This window comes from Cupriavidus sp. 8B (assembly GCF_054589115.1).
This window is the reverse complement of record NZ_BAAILO010000385.1, coordinates 9,389-29,372: the sequence shown is the minus strand read 5'-3', so window position 1 is coordinate 29,372 and position 19,984 is coordinate 9,389. Positions and strand designations below refer to the sequence as shown.

Annotated in this window: 20 protein-coding genes, 1 tRNA gene and 2 pseudogenes; 11 read left to right on the top strand and 12 right to left on the bottom strand. The window is 66.7% G+C overall.

Going from position 1 to position 19,984, the window contains the following annotated elements:
* The first annotated feature begins 46 nt into the window (after positions 1 to 46).
* Both ACYP5B_RS37360 and ACYP5B_RS37355 read left to right on the top strand, forming a co-directional pair.
* Positions 47 to 322, top strand: coding sequence for a hypothetical protein (locus tag ACYP5B_RS37360; protein WP_400092824.1), 276 nt, complete (start codon positions 47 to 49; stop codon positions 320 to 322).
* Positions 323 to 402: 80 nt separating this feature from the next.
* Positions 403 to 720: a hypothetical protein gene (locus ACYP5B_RS37355; protein WP_459572920.1), complete on the top strand. Its 318-nt coding sequence runs from the start codon at positions 403 to 405 to the stop codon at positions 718 to 720.
* A gap of 52 nt (positions 721 to 772) precedes the next feature.
* Here ACYP5B_RS37355 and ACYP5B_RS37350 read toward each other — a convergent pair.
* Positions 773 to 937 (bottom strand): annotated as a pseudogene (locus ACYP5B_RS37350) (glycerol-3-phosphate responsive antiterminator); the annotation flags it as partial.
* 1 nt (position 938) lies between these two features.
* Positions 939 to 1,191, bottom strand: a pseudogene (locus ACYP5B_RS37345) (hypothetical protein); the annotation flags it as partial.
* A 158-nt stretch (positions 1,192 to 1,349) separates the two neighbouring features.
* Between ACYP5B_RS37345 and ACYP5B_RS37340 the strand changes: the two are divergent.
* Positions 1,350 to 2,486, top strand: coding sequence for a zinc-binding dehydrogenase (locus tag ACYP5B_RS37340; RefSeq protein WP_400092815.1), 1,137 nt, complete (start codon positions 1,350 to 1,352; stop codon positions 2,484 to 2,486).
* 1 nt (position 2,487) lies between these two features.
* Here the strand turns inward: ACYP5B_RS37340 and ACYP5B_RS37335 are convergent, their stop codons facing one another.
* Complete coding sequence (locus tag ACYP5B_RS37335; RefSeq protein WP_459572919.1) at positions 2,488 to 2,904, bottom strand: DUF302 domain-containing protein; 417 nt, start codon at positions 2,902 to 2,904, stop codon at positions 2,488 to 2,490.
* A 324-nt stretch (positions 2,905 to 3,228) separates the two neighbouring features.
* Here ACYP5B_RS37335 and ACYP5B_RS37330 point away from each other — a divergent pair, with 324 nt between their 5' ends.
* The 5 genes from ACYP5B_RS37330 to ACYP5B_RS37310 all read left to right on the top strand — a co-directional run bounded on the left by ACYP5B_RS37330 (position 3,229) and on the right by ACYP5B_RS37310 (position 7,667).
* On the top strand, positions 3,229 to 4,527 hold the full coding sequence (locus ACYP5B_RS37330) for an Nramp family divalent metal transporter (RefSeq protein WP_459572932.1): 1,299 nt from the start codon (positions 3,229 to 3,231) through the stop codon (positions 4,525 to 4,527).
* Between the two features lie 129 nt (positions 4,528 to 4,656).
* A complete protein-coding gene (locus tag ACYP5B_RS37325) occupies positions 4,657 to 5,043 on the top strand; it encodes a nuclear transport factor 2 family protein (RefSeq protein ID WP_400092812.1) in 387 nt (128 codons plus the stop codon).
* Positions 5,044 to 5,324: 281 nt separating this feature from the next.
* Positions 5,325 to 5,522: a hypothetical protein gene (locus ACYP5B_RS37320; RefSeq protein ID WP_459572918.1), complete on the top strand. Its 198-nt coding sequence runs from the start codon at positions 5,325 to 5,327 to the stop codon at positions 5,520 to 5,522.
* Between the two features lie 51 nt (positions 5,523 to 5,573).
* Positions 5,574 to 6,758, top strand: a complete 1,185-nt coding sequence (locus ACYP5B_RS37315; protein WP_459572917.1) for an ABC transporter substrate-binding protein — start codon at positions 5,574 to 5,576, stop codon at positions 6,756 to 6,758.
* 39 nt (positions 6,759 to 6,797) lie between these two features.
* Positions 6,798 to 7,667: an NAD(P)-dependent oxidoreductase gene (locus ACYP5B_RS37310; RefSeq protein ID WP_459572931.1), complete on the top strand. Its 870-nt coding sequence runs from the start codon at positions 6,798 to 6,800 to the stop codon at positions 7,665 to 7,667.
* A 4-nt stretch (positions 7,668 to 7,671) separates the two neighbouring features.
* Here ACYP5B_RS37310 and ACYP5B_RS37305 read toward each other — a convergent pair whose 3' ends face one another.
* Positions 7,672 to 8,604 (bottom strand): alpha/beta hydrolase, encoded by a 933-nt coding sequence (locus ACYP5B_RS37305; RefSeq protein ID WP_400092809.1) that lies wholly within the window; start codon positions 8,602 to 8,604, stop codon positions 7,672 to 7,674.
* Positions 8,605 to 8,734: 130 nt separating this feature from the next.
* Here ACYP5B_RS37305 and ACYP5B_RS37300 point away from each other — a divergent pair, with 130 nt between their 5' ends.
* Together ACYP5B_RS37300 and ACYP5B_RS37295 are read left to right on the top strand one after the other, a co-directional pair.
* Positions 8,735 to 9,118 carry an HNH endonuclease family protein gene (locus ACYP5B_RS37300; protein ID WP_267604249.1) on the top strand — a complete coding sequence of 128 codons (384 nt, stop codon included), beginning with the start codon at positions 8,735 to 8,737 and terminating at the stop codon, positions 9,116 to 9,118.
* Between the two features lie 89 nt (positions 9,119 to 9,207).
* Positions 9,208 to 9,292 (top strand) — tRNA-Leu (locus tag ACYP5B_RS37295).
* Between the two features lie 91 nt (positions 9,293 to 9,383).
* Here the strand turns inward: ACYP5B_RS37295 and ACYP5B_RS37290 are convergent.
* The 3 genes from ACYP5B_RS37290 to ACYP5B_RS37280 form a co-directional block, all read right to left on the bottom strand.
* Positions 9,384 to 10,289 carry an adenylate/guanylate cyclase domain-containing protein gene (locus tag ACYP5B_RS37290; RefSeq protein ID WP_400092806.1) on the bottom strand — a complete coding sequence of 302 codons (906 nt, stop codon included), beginning with the start codon at positions 10,287 to 10,289 and terminating at the stop codon, positions 9,384 to 9,386.
* A gap of 74 nt (positions 10,290 to 10,363) precedes the next feature.
* Positions 10,364 to 11,398, bottom strand: a complete 1,035-nt coding sequence (locus tag ACYP5B_RS37285) for a patatin-like phospholipase family protein (RefSeq protein ID WP_400092805.1) — start codon at positions 11,396 to 11,398, stop codon at positions 10,364 to 10,366.
* A gap of 31 nt (positions 11,399 to 11,429) precedes the next feature.
* Complete coding sequence (locus ACYP5B_RS37280; RefSeq protein ID WP_400092803.1) at positions 11,430 to 12,059, bottom strand: HD domain-containing protein; 630 nt, start codon at positions 12,057 to 12,059, stop codon at positions 11,430 to 11,432.
* 290 nt (positions 12,060 to 12,349) lie between these two features.
* Here ACYP5B_RS37280 and cls point away from each other — a divergent pair, with 290 nt between their 5' ends.
* A complete protein-coding gene (cls, locus tag ACYP5B_RS37275; protein WP_459572916.1) occupies positions 12,350 to 13,858 on the top strand; it encodes a cardiolipin synthase in 1,509 nt (502 codons plus the stop codon).
* Between the two features lie 103 nt (positions 13,859 to 13,961).
* Here cls and hutG read toward each other — a convergent pair whose 3' ends face one another.
* The 5 genes from hutG to hutU all read right to left on the bottom strand — a co-directional run bounded on the left by hutG (position 13,962) and on the right by hutU (position 19,873).
* A complete protein-coding gene (hutG, locus tag ACYP5B_RS37270; RefSeq protein ID WP_400092799.1) occupies positions 13,962 to 14,777 on the bottom strand; it encodes an N-formylglutamate deformylase in 816 nt (271 codons plus the stop codon).
* Positions 14,778 to 14,875: 98 nt separating this feature from the next.
* On the bottom strand, positions 14,876 to 16,276 hold the full coding sequence (locus ACYP5B_RS37265; protein ID WP_459572915.1) for a formimidoylglutamate deiminase: 1,401 nt from the start codon (positions 16,274 to 16,276) through the stop codon (positions 14,876 to 14,878).
* Positions 16,273 to 17,547, bottom strand: a complete 1,275-nt coding sequence (hutI, locus tag ACYP5B_RS37260; protein ID WP_459572914.1) for an imidazolonepropionase — start codon at positions 17,545 to 17,547, stop codon at positions 16,273 to 16,275. The genes ACYP5B_RS37265 and hutI overlap by 4 nt, the downstream gene beginning before the upstream one ends.
* A complete protein-coding gene (locus tag ACYP5B_RS37255; RefSeq protein ID WP_267604281.1) occupies positions 17,547 to 18,155 on the bottom strand; it encodes a HutD/Ves family protein in 609 nt (202 codons plus the stop codon). Before ACYP5B_RS37255 ends, hutI begins: the two co-directional genes overlap by 1 nt.
* Positions 18,152 to 19,873, bottom strand: coding sequence for a urocanate hydratase (hutU, locus tag ACYP5B_RS37250; RefSeq protein WP_400092794.1), 1,722 nt, complete (start codon positions 19,871 to 19,873; stop codon positions 18,152 to 18,154). Before hutU ends, ACYP5B_RS37255 begins: the two co-directional genes overlap by 4 nt.
* Between the last annotated feature and the right edge of the window lie 111 nt (positions 19,874 to 19,984).

Genomic DNA, 19,984 nt, shown 5'->3' with positions numbered 1-19,984 from the left:
CGCCGGGCCCGGCGCTCCTCCACCACAACCCACTCAGGAGATAACCATGTCCACCCTATCCATCGGGAACCTGCCCCGTCTCAGCGAACTTGAGCAGGCCGCCCGGATTGCCGTGACCGGCGGCACCGGCGTCTACCCCATGCCCATGATCATCCGCAGGGAGCCCGGCTATGGCGAGTTTCCGAAGGTGCCCGAGATGCCAGGGATGCCAGCGATGCCAGAGATGCCCGCGGTCCTGCGGCCGTTCCCGTGCGGCTCGCCGTTCTATCACGGGCCAACGATGGGGCCCGACTCCGGCGAGCCCAAGGTCATTCCGCTATGACCTTTTCCCCGTTGCCCCCCTTCAACCCCACGAGATCCAACGGCGCATAGATGCCGAACCCCGCTTTCAAGGAGCACGCCATGCACAACAAATCTGCCAATGTCGCCATCACCGCCGCCGCGCTTGCGGCCGCTTTGCTCGCCGGTGCCGCCCAAGCCGCCACCCTACAAGACCGCGCCCTCTACGGCGACCGTTACGGCTACAACTTCCGTGTCGGCAAAGTCGACCCGTACACCGACGGCGGCCGCACCGGCAAGTTCGACTCGTTCGGCGAAGGCGCACGCAAGGTCGACCCGTATACCGATGGTGGCCGCACCATCGCCGGGATGGACCGCAGCGGCGTATCGTCCGATCCAGCGCGCAACTTCGACGTCTGCACCGACGGCGCCAGGGCCTGAGTGCCGGCCAGCGAGCGAAAGCACGCATCGCCGTGCTTTCGCTCGATCAGGCTCAGGACTTCAGCACGGGCGGTTCCAGGTTCCACAGCTTGCTGTCGCTGGTGGACACCGCCACGGCGCCTTCCCGGATCGCGCTGCGGATATCGTCCTTGTTGCAGACGAACCCCGAGGTCACGATGGGCGGCAGCGCCTTGCGGTCCTGGGTGGAAAGATGCGCGAACCGCCAGGAATTTTGCGAGTATCAGCGGGCGAACGCGGCCCCAACTGCGCGACTTGCGAAGCGGCAAGCTGCAGGTTCCGCGTCATGGGCCCGATCCCGGCGCTCAATGCGGAATTAGAAAATGCGTCAAGGAACAAGCCTCCCAGCGCGAGCCACCAGATAAAGCCGGCTCTGCCTTTTATGCCCGGGCATGCATCAATAATGTCAAGAAGAGGAATCCCAGCGGCAAGCGCGCTTTTTCCCGCCTCTATCAGTACGATGCATGACGGTCTGTCAGCAGGCGCATGACCTGAATTTCCGGTCCAGTACGGGTTTCGCAGGAACTTGCTACATTGCTGACTGCTGACAAAAAGGCGGCCTCACATTGCCGCCTCGCTCACCTCGCACCGACAGACCAAGGAGACATCAAATGCACGCCGCACTTCAACTTCGTTCGCAAATCAAGAGCAGCGGTGAACTCGAGCTGTCGCTAGACAGCATCGACACGCCGCACCCCGGCCCGGATGAAGTGCTCATCCGCATTGAAGCCTCTCCCCTCAACCCGTCCGATCTCGGCCTGCTGTTCGGCGCGGCCGACATGCGCACGGCCAAGGCCAGCGGAACAGCCGACCGCCCCGTCGTCACCGCGCGTGTGCCCGAGGGCGCGATGCGCAGCATGGCGGGACGCATGGATGCATCCATGCCGGTAGGCAATGAGGGGGCGGGCGTGGTCGTCGAGGCAGGCTCGTCCGCCGCGGCGCAAGCGTTGCTCGGCAAGACCGTGGCGGCCATTGGCGGCGCGATGTACTCGCAGTACCGCTGCATTCCCGCGGACCAGTGCCTGGTCCTGCCCGAGGGCGCCACGCCCGCCGATGGCGCGTCGTCATTCGTCAATCCGCTTACCGCGCTGGGCATGGTCGAGACCATGCGGCGTGAAGGACATAGCGCGCTGGTGCACACCGCCGCGGCCTCCAACCTGGGCCAGATGCTGAACCAGATCTGCCTCAAGGATGGCATCAAGCTGGTGAACATCGTGCGCAAGCAAGAGCAGGCAGACCTGCTCAAGGCACAAGGCGCGGTCTATGTTTGCAACGCCGCATCGCCCACGTTCATGCAGGACCTCACAGAGGCGCTCGTCGCCACCGGCGCCACGATCGCGTTCGACGCCACGGGCGGCGGCAAGCTCGCCGGCCAGATCCTCACCTGCATGGAAGCGGCCTTGAACAAGACGGCCCGCGAATACAGCCGCTATGGCTCCACCACCCACAAGCAGGTCTACCTCTATGGCGGCCTGGACACCAGCCCGACCGAGTTCAACCGCAACTTCGGCATGGCGTGGGGCATGGGCGGCTGGCTGGTGTTTCCGTTCCTGCAGAAGCTCGGGCGCGAACGGGCGAACGAACTCAAGCAACGCGTGGTGGCAGAGCTGAAAACCACCTTTGCCAGCCACTACTCGAAGGAGATCTCGCTGGCCGAGGTGCTGGACCTGGATATGATCGCGGCCTACAACAAGCGCGCGACGGGGGAGAAGTACCTGATCAACCCGAACAAGGGCCTGGCCGGGTAAATCATCCCGGGGCGCCTGGCGCGCCCACGGTGCCAAGAATCAGCCGTTGCGCCGCAGCCAGCGGCGCGGCGCTGCCGGCCGGCAATGGGTGAGCGCGTTCCAGCTCCGCGGCGTTGTGGAAGCTCACCCAGGTGCTGCCTTGGCCGTCATCGCGCACCAGCACGCGCAAGGGCAAATCCAGCGCAACGCTGGGTGCCGCGAGCATCAACGGCGTCCCCCCTCTGGGGTTGCCGAAGATCAGCACCTGCGTGGGCGGCATCGCCAGCCCGGCATTGCGGGCGGCCTCGGCATGGTCGATCCGCGCGAAGATCGTCATGCCTTTGTCCTTGAAGGCCGCGAGCAGGCGCTCCAGTCGTCTGAAAATCGTAGCGGCTGGGGAAGGTTTCCATGACGTTGCCTTGTTGGTTGCCTGAATCACTGTATATCCCCGCCTCTGGCCTGCCACGCACAACCTCGGACGGGCCTTGCGTGAAGTGAGCGATCAGGACCCCGACATGAGACAAAGCGCACCTTTCAGCACATAAAGCCGAGCGGCATGCGTTTTTGCGGCGACACATAGCCTTCGCAAATACGAGTGATTTGCATTTACAATTGGCTGTATCGCGCCCCAATGGCAACAATCAGGCAACGGTGCCCCGGGACTGAGCGGTTCGTTCACCTGCCGGCGTCATCGTTCCGATCGAACGTCGTTTGCATCACGCAAGCCATGCCGCCGACTCTTGACCAATCCGCCATGCCCGCCATGCCCGCCATGCCCGCCAACCCGCGGCTTGCCCCGCCGGCAATGCCGCGCCTGGCCTACCTGGGCGCCGGCGCCCTGGTCGCGGTTGGCTACATGGATCCCGGCAACTGGGCCACGGCCATCTCCGGCGGCGCCAGGTACGGCTATAGCCTGCTGGCGGTCATTGCGGCGTCCAGTCTCGTCGCCACGCTTCTGCAGTGGATTGCCGCGCGCGTCGGCGTGGTCACCGGGCGCGACCTCGCGCAACTCAGCCGGGAACGCTTCTCCCGGCCCGTGGTGCTCACCCTTTGGGTGGGCAGCGAGATCGCCATCGTTGCCTGCGACGTGGCCGAGGTGGTCGGCTGCGCCGTGGCGCTGCAACTGCTGCTGCACGTGAACCTGTGGGTCGGCGTGCTGATCTCGGCGGTGGCCACCGTGGCCATGCTGGCCGTGCACCGCGAAGGGCGGCGCACGCTGGAAGCGCTGGTCGGCACGCTGATCCTGCTGGTGGCGCTGTGCTTCGTCGCACAGTTGGCGATGGCGCAGCCGGACTGGGCGGCGGTCGCCGGCGGCTTCGTCCCCACGCCGGAACTGGTGCGCGATGCGGGCATGCTGTGGCTCGCCGCCGGCATCGTGGGCGCCACCGTGATGCCGCATAACCTTTACCTGCACGCCTCACTGGTACGCAAGTACAGCCCTGGCGCCGCGCAAGGACTGCCGCCTTCGCCCGCCAACGCGCCGGCACTGGTGCAGGCGCTGCGCGGGGTCAGCATGGACACCTTCGGCTCGCTCACCTTCGCCTTCCTGATCAATGCCGCGCTGCTGATCGTGGCGGCGGCGGTGTTCCACGCCAGCGGCATGACCCAAGTGGCCGACTTGGCCGACGCGCATCGCTTGCTCGACCCCTTGCTGCATTCCCGATGGGCCAGCTTGTTGTTCGCCGCCGCGCTGCTCGCCTGCGGCCTCAACTCAACCCTCACCGGCACGCTCGCCGGGCAGGCGGTGATGGAGGGCTTCCTCAACCTGCGCATGTCGCGCATGCGCCGCGCGCTGCTGACGCGCGGCCTGGCGATCGTGCCCGCCCTGGTGGCGGTCGGCGTCTTCGGCCAGCATGGCTCGGCGGAACTGCTGGTGGCCAGCCAGGTAGTGCTCAGCATCAGCCTGCCGCTTGCCGTGCTGCCGCTGATCGGGTTCGCCTCCCGCGCCGACCTCATGGGCGCGTGGCGCGTGCGCGGCCTGCCGCTGGCGCTGGCGTGGCTGAGCGCGCTCGCCATCCTGTTGCTGAACGGCGCGTTGCTGTGGCAGAGCATGATGGCGTGATGCCGCGCGCTAGACACCAAGCGCCGGGACGATCGCGGTCACCCTCCACCTGTCTTGAAATGAACCCCGTTGCGGCCTAGCTTAAAGCTATCGGCGAGGGGAGCGGCCAGGTTGCAGTGGGAGATGAGCATGCCAAGTCCAAAGGAAGTCGCGCAAGCCACATACGATGCGTATCGCCGGGGCGATATCGACACCATCATGGCGTTCATGGCTGAGAAGGTCGACTGGAAACTGGTCGGTCCGCCCAAGCTCATGCGCTATGCGGGGCAGCGCGAAACGCACCCGGAGATTCGCCGGGTGTTCGACCAAATGGCGGAGGACGACACCATACAAGTATTCCAGGAGCGCGAGTTCATCGAGGCGGGCGACGAACTCGTCGTACTGGGCTTCGTGAAAGGGTACACAGTGCCAGCGGGCAAGTCCTTCGAAACCGAATGGGTGCATGTCTTCACGATCCGCAACGGCAAGATTACGCGCTGGCGCGGCTTCTACGATACAGCTGCCCGATGCTGCTAGCGCGCTAGCGTGCTGGTGCGGTGTTGCGCCGCCATGACCGGCGCAGGGTAGTGTGGGCGTCCGATTTACAATCGAGGGATTCAGCACCGGATCGAATGTCCAGAGGGGATTCTTTTGCTTAAGGTTTGGGGGCGGCGCAGTTCATTCAACGTGCAGAAGGTGCTGTGGCTGATCGGCGAGCTCGATCTTGCGCCCACGCACATACCGGCCGGCGGCAGTTTCGGCATCAACGAAACCACAGCCTCGACCTGTGCGCACAGCACCTCCGGATCCTCGACCGCGTGCTTGCCGAATCGCCCGTTCCTCAACGGCAACAGCCTGACGCTTGCGGACATTCCTGCTGGTACCACGAGCTGGAAATCGAGCGGCCGCCGCTTCCCTATGTGGAGGCATGGTACGAGCGGCTCAAGCAACGTCCCGCCTATCGCGAGCACCTGATGGTTCCGTTCGATGAATGGCGCGGGCGGCTCGACTACTGATTGACCGATCGCGCGCCAAACCAAAAACAAGAAACACAGAGGAGACTACCCATGCCCCACCCGTTCATCCGCATCACCCTGCCGTCCGCCGCCCTTCTGCTCGCCTCCATCGCCTCCATCTCCTCCCTCCCCGCCCATGCCGACATCCGCGTGGGCATCGACGTTTCCACCACCGGCCCCGCCGCCTCCATCGGCATCCCGTCCAAGAACACCGTGATGATGTGGCCGCAAAGCCTGGGAGGCCAGCGCGCGCAGTACGTGATCCTGGACGATGGCTCCGACCCGGCAGCGGCCGTGCGCAATGTGCGCAAGCTGATCTCCGAGGAGAAGGTCGATGTGGTGGTGGGCCCCAACATCACGCCCACTGCCATCGCCGCGCTGGATGCCATGGCGGAAGGTGAGACGCCGATGGTCGCGCTGGCGGCATCGGCCGCGATCATCGAGCCGCAGTCGGACCCCAAGCGGCGCTGGGCGTTCAAGATGCCGCAAAACGATTCGCACATGGCCACGGTGCTCACCGAGTACATGGGCAACCATGGCGTGAAGACGGTGGGCTTCATCGGCTTCAACGATGCTTACGGCGAGAGCTGGTGGCGCGAGTTCTCCAAGCTGGCGGACGTGCGCAAGCTCAAGGTGGTGGCCAACGAGCGTTTCTCGCGCAACGACACTTCGGTGACCGGGCAGGTGCTCAAGCTGATGGCGGCCAACCCGGATGCGATCCTGATTGCCGGCGCGGGCACGCCGTCGGTATTGCCGCAGAAGACCCTGGCCGAGCGCGGCTACAAGGGGAAGGTCTACCAGACACATGGCATCGCCACCTGGGATTTCCTGCGGGTGGGCGGCAAGGATGTCGAGGGCACGCTGTTCCCGACCGGGCCGGTGGTGGTGGCGCGGCAACTGCCGGACAACCACCCGGTGAAAAAGGTGGCGATGGATTTTGTGACACGCTATGAAGCGAAGTACGGCGTGGACAGCATCACGCAATTCGCCGGCGATGCCTGGGGCGCCTGGATGCTGCTGGACGACGCCGCGCGCCGTGCCGGCAAGAGCGGCGCGCAGCCGGGCACGCGCGAGTTCCGCCATGCCATGCGCGATGCGCTGGAGACGACTACCAACCTGACCATTCCCAATGGCGTGATGAACCTGAGCGTGAAGGACCACCAAGGCTTCGACCAGCGCTCGCGCGTGATGGGTGTGATCCGCGACGGCAAGTTCGCCTACGCGTCCGACAAGTAAGGAAGCTTTGACATGAGCAATACGAGCAATACGAGCGGTATGAACGTTACGACGATTGGCTTTATCGGCCTTGGCGCCATGGGCACGCCGATGGTGCGCCACCTGCTAGCCGGCGGCCACGCCGTGCGCGCCTTTGTACGCCGCCCCGAGGCCGCCGACACGGCCCGCGCGCTTGGCGCCGTGCCCTGCACTACACCGGCGGAGGCCGCGCGCGGCGCCGCGGTGGTCTTCACCAACGTCACGTCGTCGGAAGACGTGCAGACCGTGCTGCTGGGCGAGCACGGCGTGATCGAAGGCGCGGCGCCGGGCACCATCTGCATCGACCACAGCACCATCTCGCCCATCGTCACCCGCGAGATCGCCGCACGGCTGGCCGAGCGCGGCATCGAAGCGCTGGACTGCCCCGTCTCGGGCGGCACCGTGGGCGCCGAGGCCGCAAGCCTCACCATCATGGTGGGCGGCAAGGCCGAGATGCTGGAACGCGTGCGGCCCCTGCTCGCGCTGCTCGGCAAGACCATCACCCATATCGGCGACCACGGCGCGGGCCAGGTCGCCAAGCTGTGCAACCAGATCGCGCAGGTGGTCAATATCGAAGGCATCGCCGAAGCCATGCGCTTCGCACAGGCGCAGCAGGTCGACAGCGGCCGCGTGCTGCAAGCCATGGCCACCGGCATGGCCGGCAGCCGCATGCTCGACATGATGGGGCCGAAGATGGTGGCGCACGACTTTGCCCCCGGCATCGAGGCGCGCCTGCACGACAAGGATTTCGGGCTGGCCGCCCAGATCGCGCAGCAGCTCGGGCTGGAACTCCCGGCCATGCAAGCCACCTCGCGCCAGCTCGCCACGCTGATGGACAAGGGCTGGGGCAAGGACGATACGTCGTCGTTGTTGCGGGTGCTGGAGGGCTGAGGGGCTAAGCCACCCCCATCATCCGCCGCACGGCAAGCAGCAACGGGCTGTCCCGGTCGGCAAAATCATCCATCACGTTGAAGTGGTGCCTGCCGGGCATCGGCACATGCGCCGAGCCCGGTGCTGCCGCGTTGGCGGGCCAGCCGGCGCGCAGCAGGTCCGTCTGCCGATGGTATTCCTCCGGTTCCAGGCCGCCCACGGCGGTTACCAGCGGGGCATCCGTGGCAGGGGGCAGGAAGGCCGGCGAGAGCCGGTCCACATCCCCTTCCGACAACTTCAGGTCCACCTGCAGGAAGTCCGCGCGGCGCAGCGGCTCCAGGTCGTGCAGGCCGCTCACCGAGACCACGCCCTTGACCAGGTCGGCCGGCAGGTCGCTGCCCACCCGCTGCCACAGCGTGGTGAGCATCATCGCGGCCATGTGGCCGCCGACCGAATGCCCTGCCACGAAGATGCGCGACTTGTCATGGCCAAGCCGGTCCGCCTCGCGGTACAGCCATGCCACGCTGCGCACCGCCTGCAGCAGGATGGTTTCCACGCTCACCGCCGGGCACAAGGAGTAATTGGTCACCGCCACCGAGACGCCGCAGTGCGGCAGCGCGTTGGCCACCAGGCTGTGGTCGCGCTTGTCCAGCGCGCGCCAGTAGCCGCCGTGCAGGAACACCAGCAGCGGCGGCGCCTGGCCGGCAACGGCGCCAGGTTCGGCGGGGAAGTAATCGAGCCGCTCGTCCGCGTCGTGCGGGCCGGGCTCGGCGCCGGCATAGCTCAGGTCCTCCAGCCAGCCGGCGCGCTCGCGCACCTGCCGGGACATCTGCGCCCAGCGCGCCATGTGGACGACGTTGTCGGGCACCCGGGCGCGGTTGTTGTACTGGACCGCGAAGTAGGCGGGATCCTGCGACGGCAACTGGGCAAGGCTGGCAAGGGACGGCAGGGCTGGCATGGTGCTCCGGCATGAAGGGGAAAAGCCGGGCGGCGGCGCGGCTGCGATAATGCTATGCGAGTTCGCACACCGCCAGGTATCGACAGAATCCCGGATATAGCAACACCAGCACATCACCGTCGCACCGCCCATGGTCGTCAAACGCCATCTGCGCGCCGGCCAGGACCAGCAGCAAGGTCCGCCCGCCGGCGCCTCGCCCAGCACCCTGCCGCCCTGCCCCCTGTGCGGGCGCGCGATGGTGCCCGGCCCCAGCACCGACCTGCACCATCCCGTGCCGCGCAGCCAGGGCGGGCGCGCCGCCGTGGCCATGCACCGGGTCTGCCACCAGAAGATCCACTCGGTCTTCACGGAAACCGAGCTGGCCCAGGCCTACCACGACTGGCAACGCCTGCGCGGCCACCCCGCCATGGCGGATTTCATCCGCTGGATCGCCCGCAAGCCGCCTGAATACTACGATCGGAGCCGCGCCACGCGGGCCAGGCGAGCCCGGTCGGGAGGCCCTGGCCGAGGCTAGTTGTGACCGGGCGGAATTTGCGGCATAATTCCCGGCTCAGCACCATGCTGGCACGCCGGTTCGTCGGCAAATCAGCCAGCATCCACTCAGCCCGGGTGGTGAAACAGGTAGACGCAGGGGACTCAAAATCCCCCGACGAAAGTCGTGTCGGTTCGAGTCCGACCCCGGGCACCACTGCATTTCCCAAGAAAAACAAGTAGATACGCCCGTGGATGAGCGAAGCTTCGCCACGCCTTTCTGTTCCGTATGGCGCCCTGGCCAGGAACTAGGCAGGAAAGAACTCAACCCGCTCCCCTGCGCCCTCCATCGACTGGCCAAACGTAATCCAGCCGTGCCCTCTCAGCGCGACCTCATCGCGGCGCAGGATGATTTCGTCATCACCGTCGATGGCGATATGCGTGCCATTGGCGCTTCGGTCGATCAGCATGTATTTTCCTGCCCGGAACTCGATGGTTGCGTGGAACCGCGAAGTCTGCGGATCCGCCACGACGATCGTCATCGCGGCGTCGCGCCCTATCGTGACCGGCGGCGATGCGCCGTTCATCCGGACCTCCTTCTCCCGATACCGTAGCGTGAGCAGCGCGGGGCGGCTCGCGCGTGGGTTCACTTCGGCGAGGATGGTCATGTCGGCGTTCTGCTGCCATATCGCTTCGAACAACTCCACGGGTTCGACTTTGCCGCGCACCTGTATCGGGTAGAGGTAGCGCATCGCCTGGCGCAGCCTGGGCGGCAGATGCGCCACGGCGTCCTTGCTGGTGATGATCTGTCCTTGCGATGCGAGCTTGGCGAGGCGCGCGGCAAGGTTGACCGTGTCGCCGAACACATCGCCTGATGCGTCGCGCAGGATCGGGCCGTGGTGAAAGCCGATATGGATCGACATGGGAAGACCGGATACCGGCGGCAGCGCGGTAATCGCCATTTGCATTTCGAGTGCAGCCTGCATTGCATTTTCGGCGGAGGCGAACACCGCCATGACTTCGTCCCCGATGGTCTTCACCACCCGGCCTCGCTGCGCCGACGAGCAGGATTTCATCAGGGCGATGCATTGCCCGATGGCGCCGAAGGCGGCCGCATTGCCGGCCTTCTCATACAGCTTGGTGCTGTTGCTGATGTCCGCGAACAGCACGGACCCGTCTGAGTCGGACACCGCAGGCATCGATTCCCGGTCCATATGCGTCTCAACCTGTTTGCTCACCGCGCGCCTCGCGTGGCGCTCTGCACTGATGGTAGTACGCGGCCGAACGCTTAAAGGAATGTTTCCGCGATATCGATCGATGAGCGCTGGCCGAGTGCGTCGAAATTTGCCGCGAGCCAGGCTTCGGCCCGCTCGCGCCCTAGCGTGAACAGGCCGCGCAGGAAGTCCCAATCCGCGTTGAACTTGCTGGACGCGCCCAGTCGCGCCATCTCGGCTTCGGCATCGATGCTGTGGATCAGCATGCGGCGGTAGCGTGCCGGGTCGAGCGCGCCTTCGTCGATCAGCCGGGTGATGAATTCGATGGCGCGCATCTCGCGCATCAACGAGGAGTTAAAGCTGAGCGTGTTGATGCGGTCCAGGATTTCGCGTGCAGTGACAGGCACCTGGGGAATATGGATCGGGTTGAGGCGGATGATCAGCACATCGCGGCTGTCGGTCTCATAGATCAGCGGATAGATCGGCGGGTTGCCCATGTAGCCGCCGTCCCAGTAATACTCGCCGTCGATCTCCACGGCCTGGAACAGCGAGGGCAGGCAGGCCGAGGCCATCACGGCCTTGGCGCAAACCTCGCCGGTGCTGAACACGCGGATGCGCCCGCGCAGCACATTGGTCGCGCACAGGAACAGCTTGACGCTCTTGCTGTGCTGCAACACCTCGAAATCGATGGTCTCGTCCAGGATGTTCTGCAGCGGGTTGAGGTTGCACGGGTTGAGCTGGTAGGGCGAAAAGAAGCGGGTGAGATGGTCGAACATCATCCACGCTGGCGACATCTCCATATGGCCACCGCCGCCCATCAACCTGTCCAGCCAGGTAGGTTGCAAGGGACTCAGCCTGGCGCACTCGGACACCTTGCGCCAGCACGTCTCCAGTGCCTGCCGCGCGCCCTGCGACCCACCGCTTGCGAGGCCATAGGCAAGCACGGTGGCATTGACGGCGCCGGCGCTGGTGCCACTGATGCCGTCGATGCCGATGCGCTTGTCTTCCAGCAGCCGGTCCAGCACGCCCCAACTGAATGCCCCGTGGGTGCCGCCGCCTTGCAGCGCGATATTGATGCGGCGAATCGCGGGGGGTTGTGTGGCTTGCATGGCGGCCTCCAGTTTGAGTGCCTTGGTGCTTCTACTGCCCTTGCGTGCCGGGGAGCGGCGCTGGCTGGGCGAGCCGCCACGCCAGGTTGCGCCGGGCGCTGGCTTCACAGCGAGCGTGGAACACCTCCGTATGGTAGATGCGGGGGCGCGCCAGCAAGGCATGCAAAAAAACGCGGGCGCGGGCGTCGTAGCCGGCATCGTCCAGCCCGGGCTGCTCGGCCCGCAGCTTCGCCTCGTTCCGGAGAAACCGTGCCAGGCTTCCGCCAATGTCCGCCAGGTCGATATCGACGGTGAAGCGGGCACCGGCGTCCGCAGGCGCGGCGTCGTGCGTGGTCGCCATGATCATCTCGGCGACGTGGGCCACTGTGGCGATGCGGCCGCCGGCGTGGTGCGCAAGCCACGCGACACTGCGCTGCTCGTTGTCTGCCGCGCCGGGGACATAGATCACGTCGTGGCACCACAGCGCCAGCTCCACGGTGTCGGGATCAGGTATCTGCGCGCGCGCCCAGTCCAGATGGCGCAGGCAGCGGCGAATATGATCGAGCGTGTGATAGTGACGCACCGGCTCGGCGTAGTGCCGTGCCAGGCCGGCATAAACGGCTTCGGCGTGCGTGCCGCCGCAGCGCGACCACAGCGCCAGGAAGCGCGCTTGCGTATCCATTGCCGTCTCCTTCGTGCCAGGGGCGTGGCCCGATCGTCCATGCTGGCCATCATTCAACTACCCCTATCGCAGCGTAGTGCATATGGGCGAACAACCGGCGCATTGCCTGGTTTCACAGTCCATGTGCGGTTTAGGAGGCAAGAGACTGATCAGGTACAAGTCGCCGCCCGGACGCAAAGCGCAAAGGCGCCGATGACAGGTTGATGCTGGGCCGATGCCGGCATTGTCCTGCATTGGCCCAACGCACGCCTCTGGTATGGTGCGCAGTCCGCCGTCCGCCGCCTAGCCGCATGCCCCCTTCCCTTCTTGCTTCCTTCCTGCCTGCATCCTGGCTTGCCCCGCTACAGGGCGCCATGCCGATGGACCTGTCCTGGTTGTTGCCATCGATCTTCACGCTGGCGGAATGGGCGATCCGCCTGGCCATGCTGGTCTACGTGCCGCAGCGCCGCGCGCCCGCGGCGGCGCGCACCTGGCTGCTGCTGATCTTCTTCCTGCCTTGGGTGGGACTGGTGCTGTATGCGCTGTTCGGCCGCATCTACTATCCCAAGTCGCGCCGGCTGAAGCTGGCCCGCATCAACCAGGGCATCGCAAACGTACGGGACCGGGTGGCGCGCTTCGCGCCATTGCAGCCGCTGCCTGCCGCGGTTGCCGCCGATGCGGCCGGCCTGATCGAGCGGCTAGGCTCGTACTCGCCGATGCGGGGCAATGCCGTGGCGCTGCTCGACGACTATGCCGCGACCGTAGCGGCGATGATTGCCGATATCGACGCCGCCAGGCGCCAGGTCCATCTGCTGGTCTATATCTACGCTGCGGATGCCACGGCCGGCGCCTTCACCGACGCCCTGCTGCGGGCGAGTGCGCGGGGCGTGCGCTGCCGGTTGCTGGTGGACGCGCTAGGTGCCCGCGCTGGCTGGCGCGCTTTTGCAGGCAAGCTGCGCGACGGCGGCGTGGAGGTGGTGCAGGCCCTGCCGATGCGCTCGCTGATGGCAGTGCTCAAAGGCAAGAGCGCGCGCTTCGACCTGCGCAATCACCGCAAGATCCTGGTGGTGGACGGCAGCATTGGCTATATCGGCTCACAGAACGTGATCGATGCCGAGTCGATGCCGGGATTGCCCAATGAAGAACTGGTGGCGCGCGTGACGGGGCCGGTGGTGGCGGAGCTGCAAGCGGTCTTCCTGGCCGACCGCTACCTGGAGACCGGCGACAGCAACTTCGACATCGACAGCTTCCCGCCCATGGCGGAGCAAGGCCCGCACATCGCGCAGATGCTGCCCAGCGGGCCCGGCTACGGCACACAGAATGCGCAGATGGCGCTGATCAGCATGATCCACCGCGCGCGCAGCGTGGTGGTCATCACCACGCCCTACTTCGTGCCGGACGAAGCCTTCCTGCAAGCGCTGCACCTGGCCTGCTACCGTGGCGTGGCGGTACACCTGGTGTTGTCGCAACGGATCGACCAGCGCTTCACGCAGGCCGCGCAGGAGGCTTACTTCGGCGTGCTGCTGGACTCGGGGGTGCAGATCCACCTGTACCGCCCCGCCTTCCTGCACGCCAAGCACGTCACCATCGACGATGAGGTCGCCATGGTGGGCTCGACCAATATGGATATCCGCTCGTTCGCGCTCAACGCGGAAGCCGCGCTGGTGATCTATGACCGCGATGTGGTGGCGCGCATGCGGCAGATCCAGCAGCGCTACCTGGCCAACAGCGAACAGGTGGTGCGCGCGGTGTGGCAGCGCCGCCCGCTGCATACGCGCACCTGGCAGAACCTTTGCCGGCTGGCGGATTCGCTGCTGTAGATGGCCGTAGATGCCTATAGATGTGACAACGCGACCCGTGCTGCCATTGGCAACACGGGTCGCGTGAGGTGCTTCCTGCCTTTCCTGGTTTCCCTGCCCGGGCTTAACGTGCTTCCACGTAGCCCAGCACCGTTTCCAGCATCGTCTTCAGCGTGGGCTGGATGCGCGTGGCCAGCGCTTCGTCATAGGCGAAGGGATAGGTCTCGCTCATGTAGGCCGACTGCGTCAGCTCCAGCTGCACGGCTTGCACGCCCTGCGCCGGCGCGCCGTACTGGCGCGTGATATAGCCGCCCTTGAAGCGCCCGTTGAGCACGGAGGTGTAGCCTGGCAAGGCGCCGGCGATATCCAGCAGCTGGTTGGCCAGCGCGGCGTCGCAGCTCGCGCCGTTGGCGGTGCCCAGGTTGAAGTCGGTCAGCTTGCCTTCGAAAAAGCGCGGCAGCACCGAGCGGATCGAGTGGGCGTCCCACAGCGCCACGGTGCCGTGCTCGGCGCGCAAGCGGGCCAGCTCCTCGGCGAGCGCGCCGTGGTACGGGCGCCAGATGGCGTCGCGGCGCGCGGCGATTTCGTCGTCGGCGGGCTGGCTGCTGGCGTCGGCGTAGATCGGCGTCTTGTCGAAGGTATCGACCGGGCACAGGCCGGTGGTGTCCTGGCCGGGGTAGAGATTGGCGTTGTCGGGCGGGCGGTTCAGGTCCACCACGTAGCGCGAGTGGGTTGCCACCAGGATGGAGGCGCCGAGCTCGCGCGCGAAACCGTACAAGCGTTCAAGATGCCAGTCGGTATCGGGCACGGTGCGTGCCTCGGCAGTCAGCCGGTCAGACACGGAGGCCGGCAGGTGGGTGCCCACGTGCGGCATCGACACCAGCATCGGGCGCGTGCCGCGATGCAGGGTGAAAGCGGGGGTATCGGTCGAGAAGGGCATGTTTTCTTGTTTGCAACTTTGCAACGTAAAGGCGCTGTGCTCATCAATGCGGACCTGAAGCTTGTAGGGTCAAGCATGAGGCCGATGGTGCGCCGGGTTTAGTCGGACAGCAGGCTTGCGCGCGCAGCGGCAAAGCGCTTGCCAGCGTCGGCCTGCAAGGCGTGCGTACCATGCTGCACGCGCGTGCGGCCCGCCGTGCGGACTTCCGCTAGTGTCTCATGCCCATGGTTGGTGAACACATGGACCGCCAGGGCCTGGCTGCCGGACAAGCCCGAGAGCGCGGGATGCGCGCCGTCCAGCACGACGAAATCTGCCTGCTGCCCGACGGCAATCGCGCCAATCTCCCGGCCCGACGCGCGCGCACCGCCGAAGGCGGCATCGAGGTAAAGGCGATCCGCCACCTGCTTGTGCGCGTCGGACGCCAGCACATTGCGTTTTTGCAGCGCCAGCCGCTGGCCGTACTCGAACAGCCGCAGCTCTTCCACCACGCTGACGCTGGCGTGGCTGTCCGAGCCGATGCCCCAGACGCCGCCCTGCCCCAGGTACGGCGCGGCATCGAACACGCCATCGCCCAGGTTGGCCTCGGTGGTCGGGCAGATGCCGGCCACCGCGCCGCTGTGCGCCAGGCGCCGGCGCTCATCCCAGTCCAGGTGCGTGGCATGCACCAGGCACCAGCGCGCATCCACCTCGGCATGGTCGAGCAGCCACGCCACCGGGCGAGTGCCCGTGAGGGTGATGCACTCGTCCACCTCGCGCTGCTGCTCGGCGATATGGATGTGCACGGGCGCCTTTGCGTCCAGCGCGTGCAGGCCTGCCACGGCGTCGGCGAGGCTTTGCGGCGGCACCGCGCGCAGCGAATGCGGCGCCAGGCCCAGCCGCGCCTGGCCGTGGCATTGCGGGGCCAGGCGGCCGAGCAACGCGAGCATGGCGCTGGTCTCATGTAGGAAGCGGCGCTGATCGGGCACCGCGGGCTTGTTGCCGAAGCCGGCCGTCTGGTACAGCACCGGCAGCAGCGTGATGCCGATGCCGGCGGTCTGCGCGGCGCGCAGCAGGCGCAGCGACATCTCGGCAGGGTCGGCGTAAGGCTTGCCGTCCGTGTCGTGATGCACGTAATGGAATTCGCAAACGCTGGTGTAGCCCGCGCGCAGCATCTCGATATAGAGCTGCGTGGCGATGGCTTCCAGCGTATCGGGAGAGAGCCTCAGCGCGAAGCGGTACATCAGCTTGCGCCAGCTCCAGAAGGAATCGCTCTCCTGGCCGTCGGCCAGTGTCTCGCTGCGGTATTCGGTCAGCCCGGCAAAGCCGCGCTGGAACGCGTGCGAGTGCAGGTTGGGCATGCCCGTCAAGAGCGGCCCGGCGGCATGCGGCACGCCCTGCACGGGTAACGCGCCGGCCTGCACCGTGGTGAATGCGCCGGCGTCGTCCCAGGCCAGCAGCACATTGCTGGCCCAGCCCGTGGGCAGCAAGGCCTGCGCGGCAAACAGGCTTCCGGCGCTCATGGCTGCACTCCTTGCGCTTGCGTGGCGGCGGGATAGACCTTGCCCTGGCGCACCACGGCGGCGGCGGGATTGCGCCCGAACCAGTAGGCCAGCTCGGCCGGCGAATCGACGTTCCACAGCACGAAATCGGCGGCGCGCCCGGCGGCCAGCAGGCCGTGCCGGTCGGCCGCGCCCAGCGCGCGCGCGGCGTGCGTGGTGACGCCTGCCAGCACTTCCGGCACGGTCAGCCTGAACAGGGTGCATGCCATATTCATCATCAACAGCAGCGAAGTGACGGGTGACGTACCGGGATTGTGATCGGTGGAGATCGCCATCGGCACGCCATGCCGGCGCAGCAGGTCGATCGGCGGCAGGTTGGTGTCACGCAGGAAATAATAGGCGCCCGGCAGCAGGACCGCCACCGTGCCGGACTCGGCCATGGCGGCGACGCCGGCCTCGTCCAGATGCTCCAGGTGGTCCGCCGACAGCGCGCGGTAGCGCGCGGCCAGCGCGGTGCCGCCCAGGTTGCTGAGCTGCTCGGCGTGCAGCTTGACGCGCAGGCCGTGGCGTTGCGCGGCCTGGAACACGCGCTCGGTCTGCGCCAGGCTGAAGCCGACGGATTCGCAGAAGGCGTCCACCGCATCGACCAGCCCCTCCTTGGCCAGCGCAGGCATCATGGTGTCGCACACCAGCGCGATGTACTCGTCGGCGCGGCCCGCGTATTCCGGCGGCAGCGCGTGCGCGCCGAGGAAGGTGGTGTGCACCGTCACGCCGAAGGCCTCGCCCAGGCGGCGCGCCACGCGTAATTGCTTGCGCTCGCTGGCGAGGTCCAGGCCGTAGCCGGACTTGATCTCCAGCGTGGTCACGCCCTCGGCCAGCAGCGGCGCGAGGCGAGCGGCGGCCAGCGCGAACAGCGTGTCTTCGTCGGCAGCACGCGTGGCGCGCACGGTGGAGACGATGCCGCCGCCGGCGCGGGCGATTTCCTCGTAGCCGGCGCCGGCCAGGCGCATGGCGAATTCATCGGCGCGCTGGCCGCCGTACACCAGGTGGGTGTGGCAGTCGACCAGGCCCGGCGTGATCCAGGCGTTGCCGGCATCGTGGTGCGCCAGCGCGATGTATGTCTGCGGCAGTTCGGCCTGCGTGCCGAGCCAGACGATGCGGCCTTGCTGCACGACCAAGGCGGCGTCGCGGATGGCCTTGGCGGGATCGCCGTCGGGCAGCAGGTGGCAGCGATGCCAGACGCCATCGGCGCACGAAGAGGTAACGGCGGCCTGCGCCGGATTCAAGTTCATTACGGGTTCTCCAACTCCAGTTCCAGGGTGACGCACAGGCAAAGCGCGGGCTCCGACATCGCCTGCAGGCGATATGGCACCGCTACGCCTTCGGCGAACAACATGCCGTCGTCGCTGGCCAGCACGGCTTGCCCGCTCTGGCCGGCAACGCCGTGGCGCCATGCACCCTCGACCACCAACAACAGCACAACGTGCGCACCGGGCGCGATCGTGAATTCGTCGCGCGCCGCCACAACACTCGCGCGGCAGCGGCCACGGCGCGTCATCACGTTGAAGTCGCGCGTGGTGCCATCCAGCAGGGTTGCCTGCACACCGCGCTCGCCGGCAAAGGCGAACGGTTCGCCCACGGTATCGAGGCGATGATCGAAGCTGCCATTGTCGGCCTGCAGGCGCACGCCCGCGCCTTCCAGCAGCACGATCTGGCGATCGATGCCGGGGAAGGCGGAGAACGGGCCGTCGGCGGCGATGTCGGCCACGCTCACGCGCCACAGGAACGCGTCCATGCCGGCGCCCGGCGGCCACGCCGCGATCTCGCGCGTGATGCCGCCGCCGTTCTTCCAGGGCTGCGCGGCCAGCGCGCCGAGCGAGAAGCGTTCGACGCCGTTCATGCGTCTGCCGCCTTCGGCACCATCGGCAAGTTCAGGCCCTTCTCGTGCGCGCAGTCGATGGCGCTTTCGTAACCGGCATCGGCGTGGCGCATCACGCCGGTGGCCGGGTCGTTCCACAGCACCCGCTCGATGCGCTTGGCCGCGGCATCGGTGCCGTCGCAAACAATCACCACGCCCGCATGCTGCGAGAAGCCCATGCCCACGCCGCCACCGTGATGCAGGCTGACCCACGTCGCGCCGCCGGCGGTATTGAGCAGCGCGTTGAGCAGGGGCCAGTCGGACACCGCATCCGAGCCGTCGCGCATGGCTTCGGTCTCGCGGTTGGGGCTGGCGACTGAGCCGCAATCCAGGTGGTCGCGGCCGATCACAATGGGTGCCTTCAGCTCGCCGTTCTTCACCATCTCGTTGAAGGCCAGGCCGGCGCGGTGGCGCTCGTCCAGCCCCACCCAGCAGATGCGCGCGGGCAGGCCCTGGAAGGCGATGCGATCGCGCGCCATGTCGAGCCAGCGGTGCAGGTGCGCGTCCTCGGGGAACAGCTCCTTCATCTTGGCATCGGTCTTGTAGATGTCCTCGGGGTCGCCCGACAGCGCGACCCAGCGGAACGGGCCCTTGCCGCGGCAGAACAGCGGGCGGATATACGCCGGCACAAACCCCGGGAAATCGAAGGCGTTGGCCACGCCCTCGTCAAAGGCGACCTGACGGATGTTGTTGCCGTAGTCCAGCGTGGGCACGCCCATCTGCTGGAAGGCCAGCATGGCCTGCACGTGCTTGACGATGGAGGTCCTGGCAGCGGCTTCGACCGATTTCGGATCCGCCGCGCGCGCGGCTTCCCACTGCGCCACGGTCCAGCCCGCGGGCAGGTAGCCGTTGACCAGGTCGTGCGCCGAGGTCTGGTCGGTGACGATGTCCGGGCGCATGCCACCGGCCTGCGCGCGCTTGACCAGCTCCGGCATGATCTCGGCGGCGTTGCCGAGCAGGCCAACCGAGATGGCCTGCTTGTTGCGCGTGGCCTCTTCGATCATGGCCAGCGCTTCATCGATGGTGGTGGCCTTCTTGTCGACGTAGCGCGTGCGCAGGCGGAAGTCGATGCGCGACTCCTGGCATTCGATCGCCAGCACGCAGGCGCCGGCCAGCACGCCGGCCAGCGTCTGCGCACCGCCCATGCCGCCCAGGCCGGCGGTGAGGATCCACTTGCCGGTGAGATCGTTGTTGTAGTGCTGGCGGCCGGCTTCGACAAAGGTTTCGAAAGTGCCCTGCACGATGCCTTGCGTGCCGATATAGATCCACGAGCCGGCAGTCATCTGGCCGTACATCATCAGGCCGGCGCGATCCAGCTCGTTGAACTTGTCCCAGGTGGCCCAGTGCGGCACCAGGTTGGAATTGGCGATCAGCACGCGCGGCGCGTCGGCGTGGGTGCGGAACACGCCCACCGGCTTGCCGGATTGCACCAGCAGCGATTCTTCCTCGCCCAGGTTGCGCAGGCTCTCGAGGATGGCGTCGAAGCATTCCCAGTTGCGCGCCGCCTTGCCGATGCCGCCGTACACCACCAGGTCCTGCGGGCGCTCGGCCACGTCGGGATCCAGGTTGTTCTGGAGCATGCGGTAGGCGGCTTCGATCAGCCAGTTCTTGCAGTGCAGCTCGGTGCCGCGCGGGGCGCGGATTTCGCGCTGGCCACGCGGTTCAACTGCCTTTGTGAATTGGTGTTCGTTGGCATTCATGTCTGGTTCTCCTGCGTGTTGGGTTCAACCCGCGCTGCGGTGATTTTTAGTGCGTCGCATCTGGTGGCGCCCGCCCTCTCCCCCAGCCCCTCTCCCACAAGTGGGAGAGCG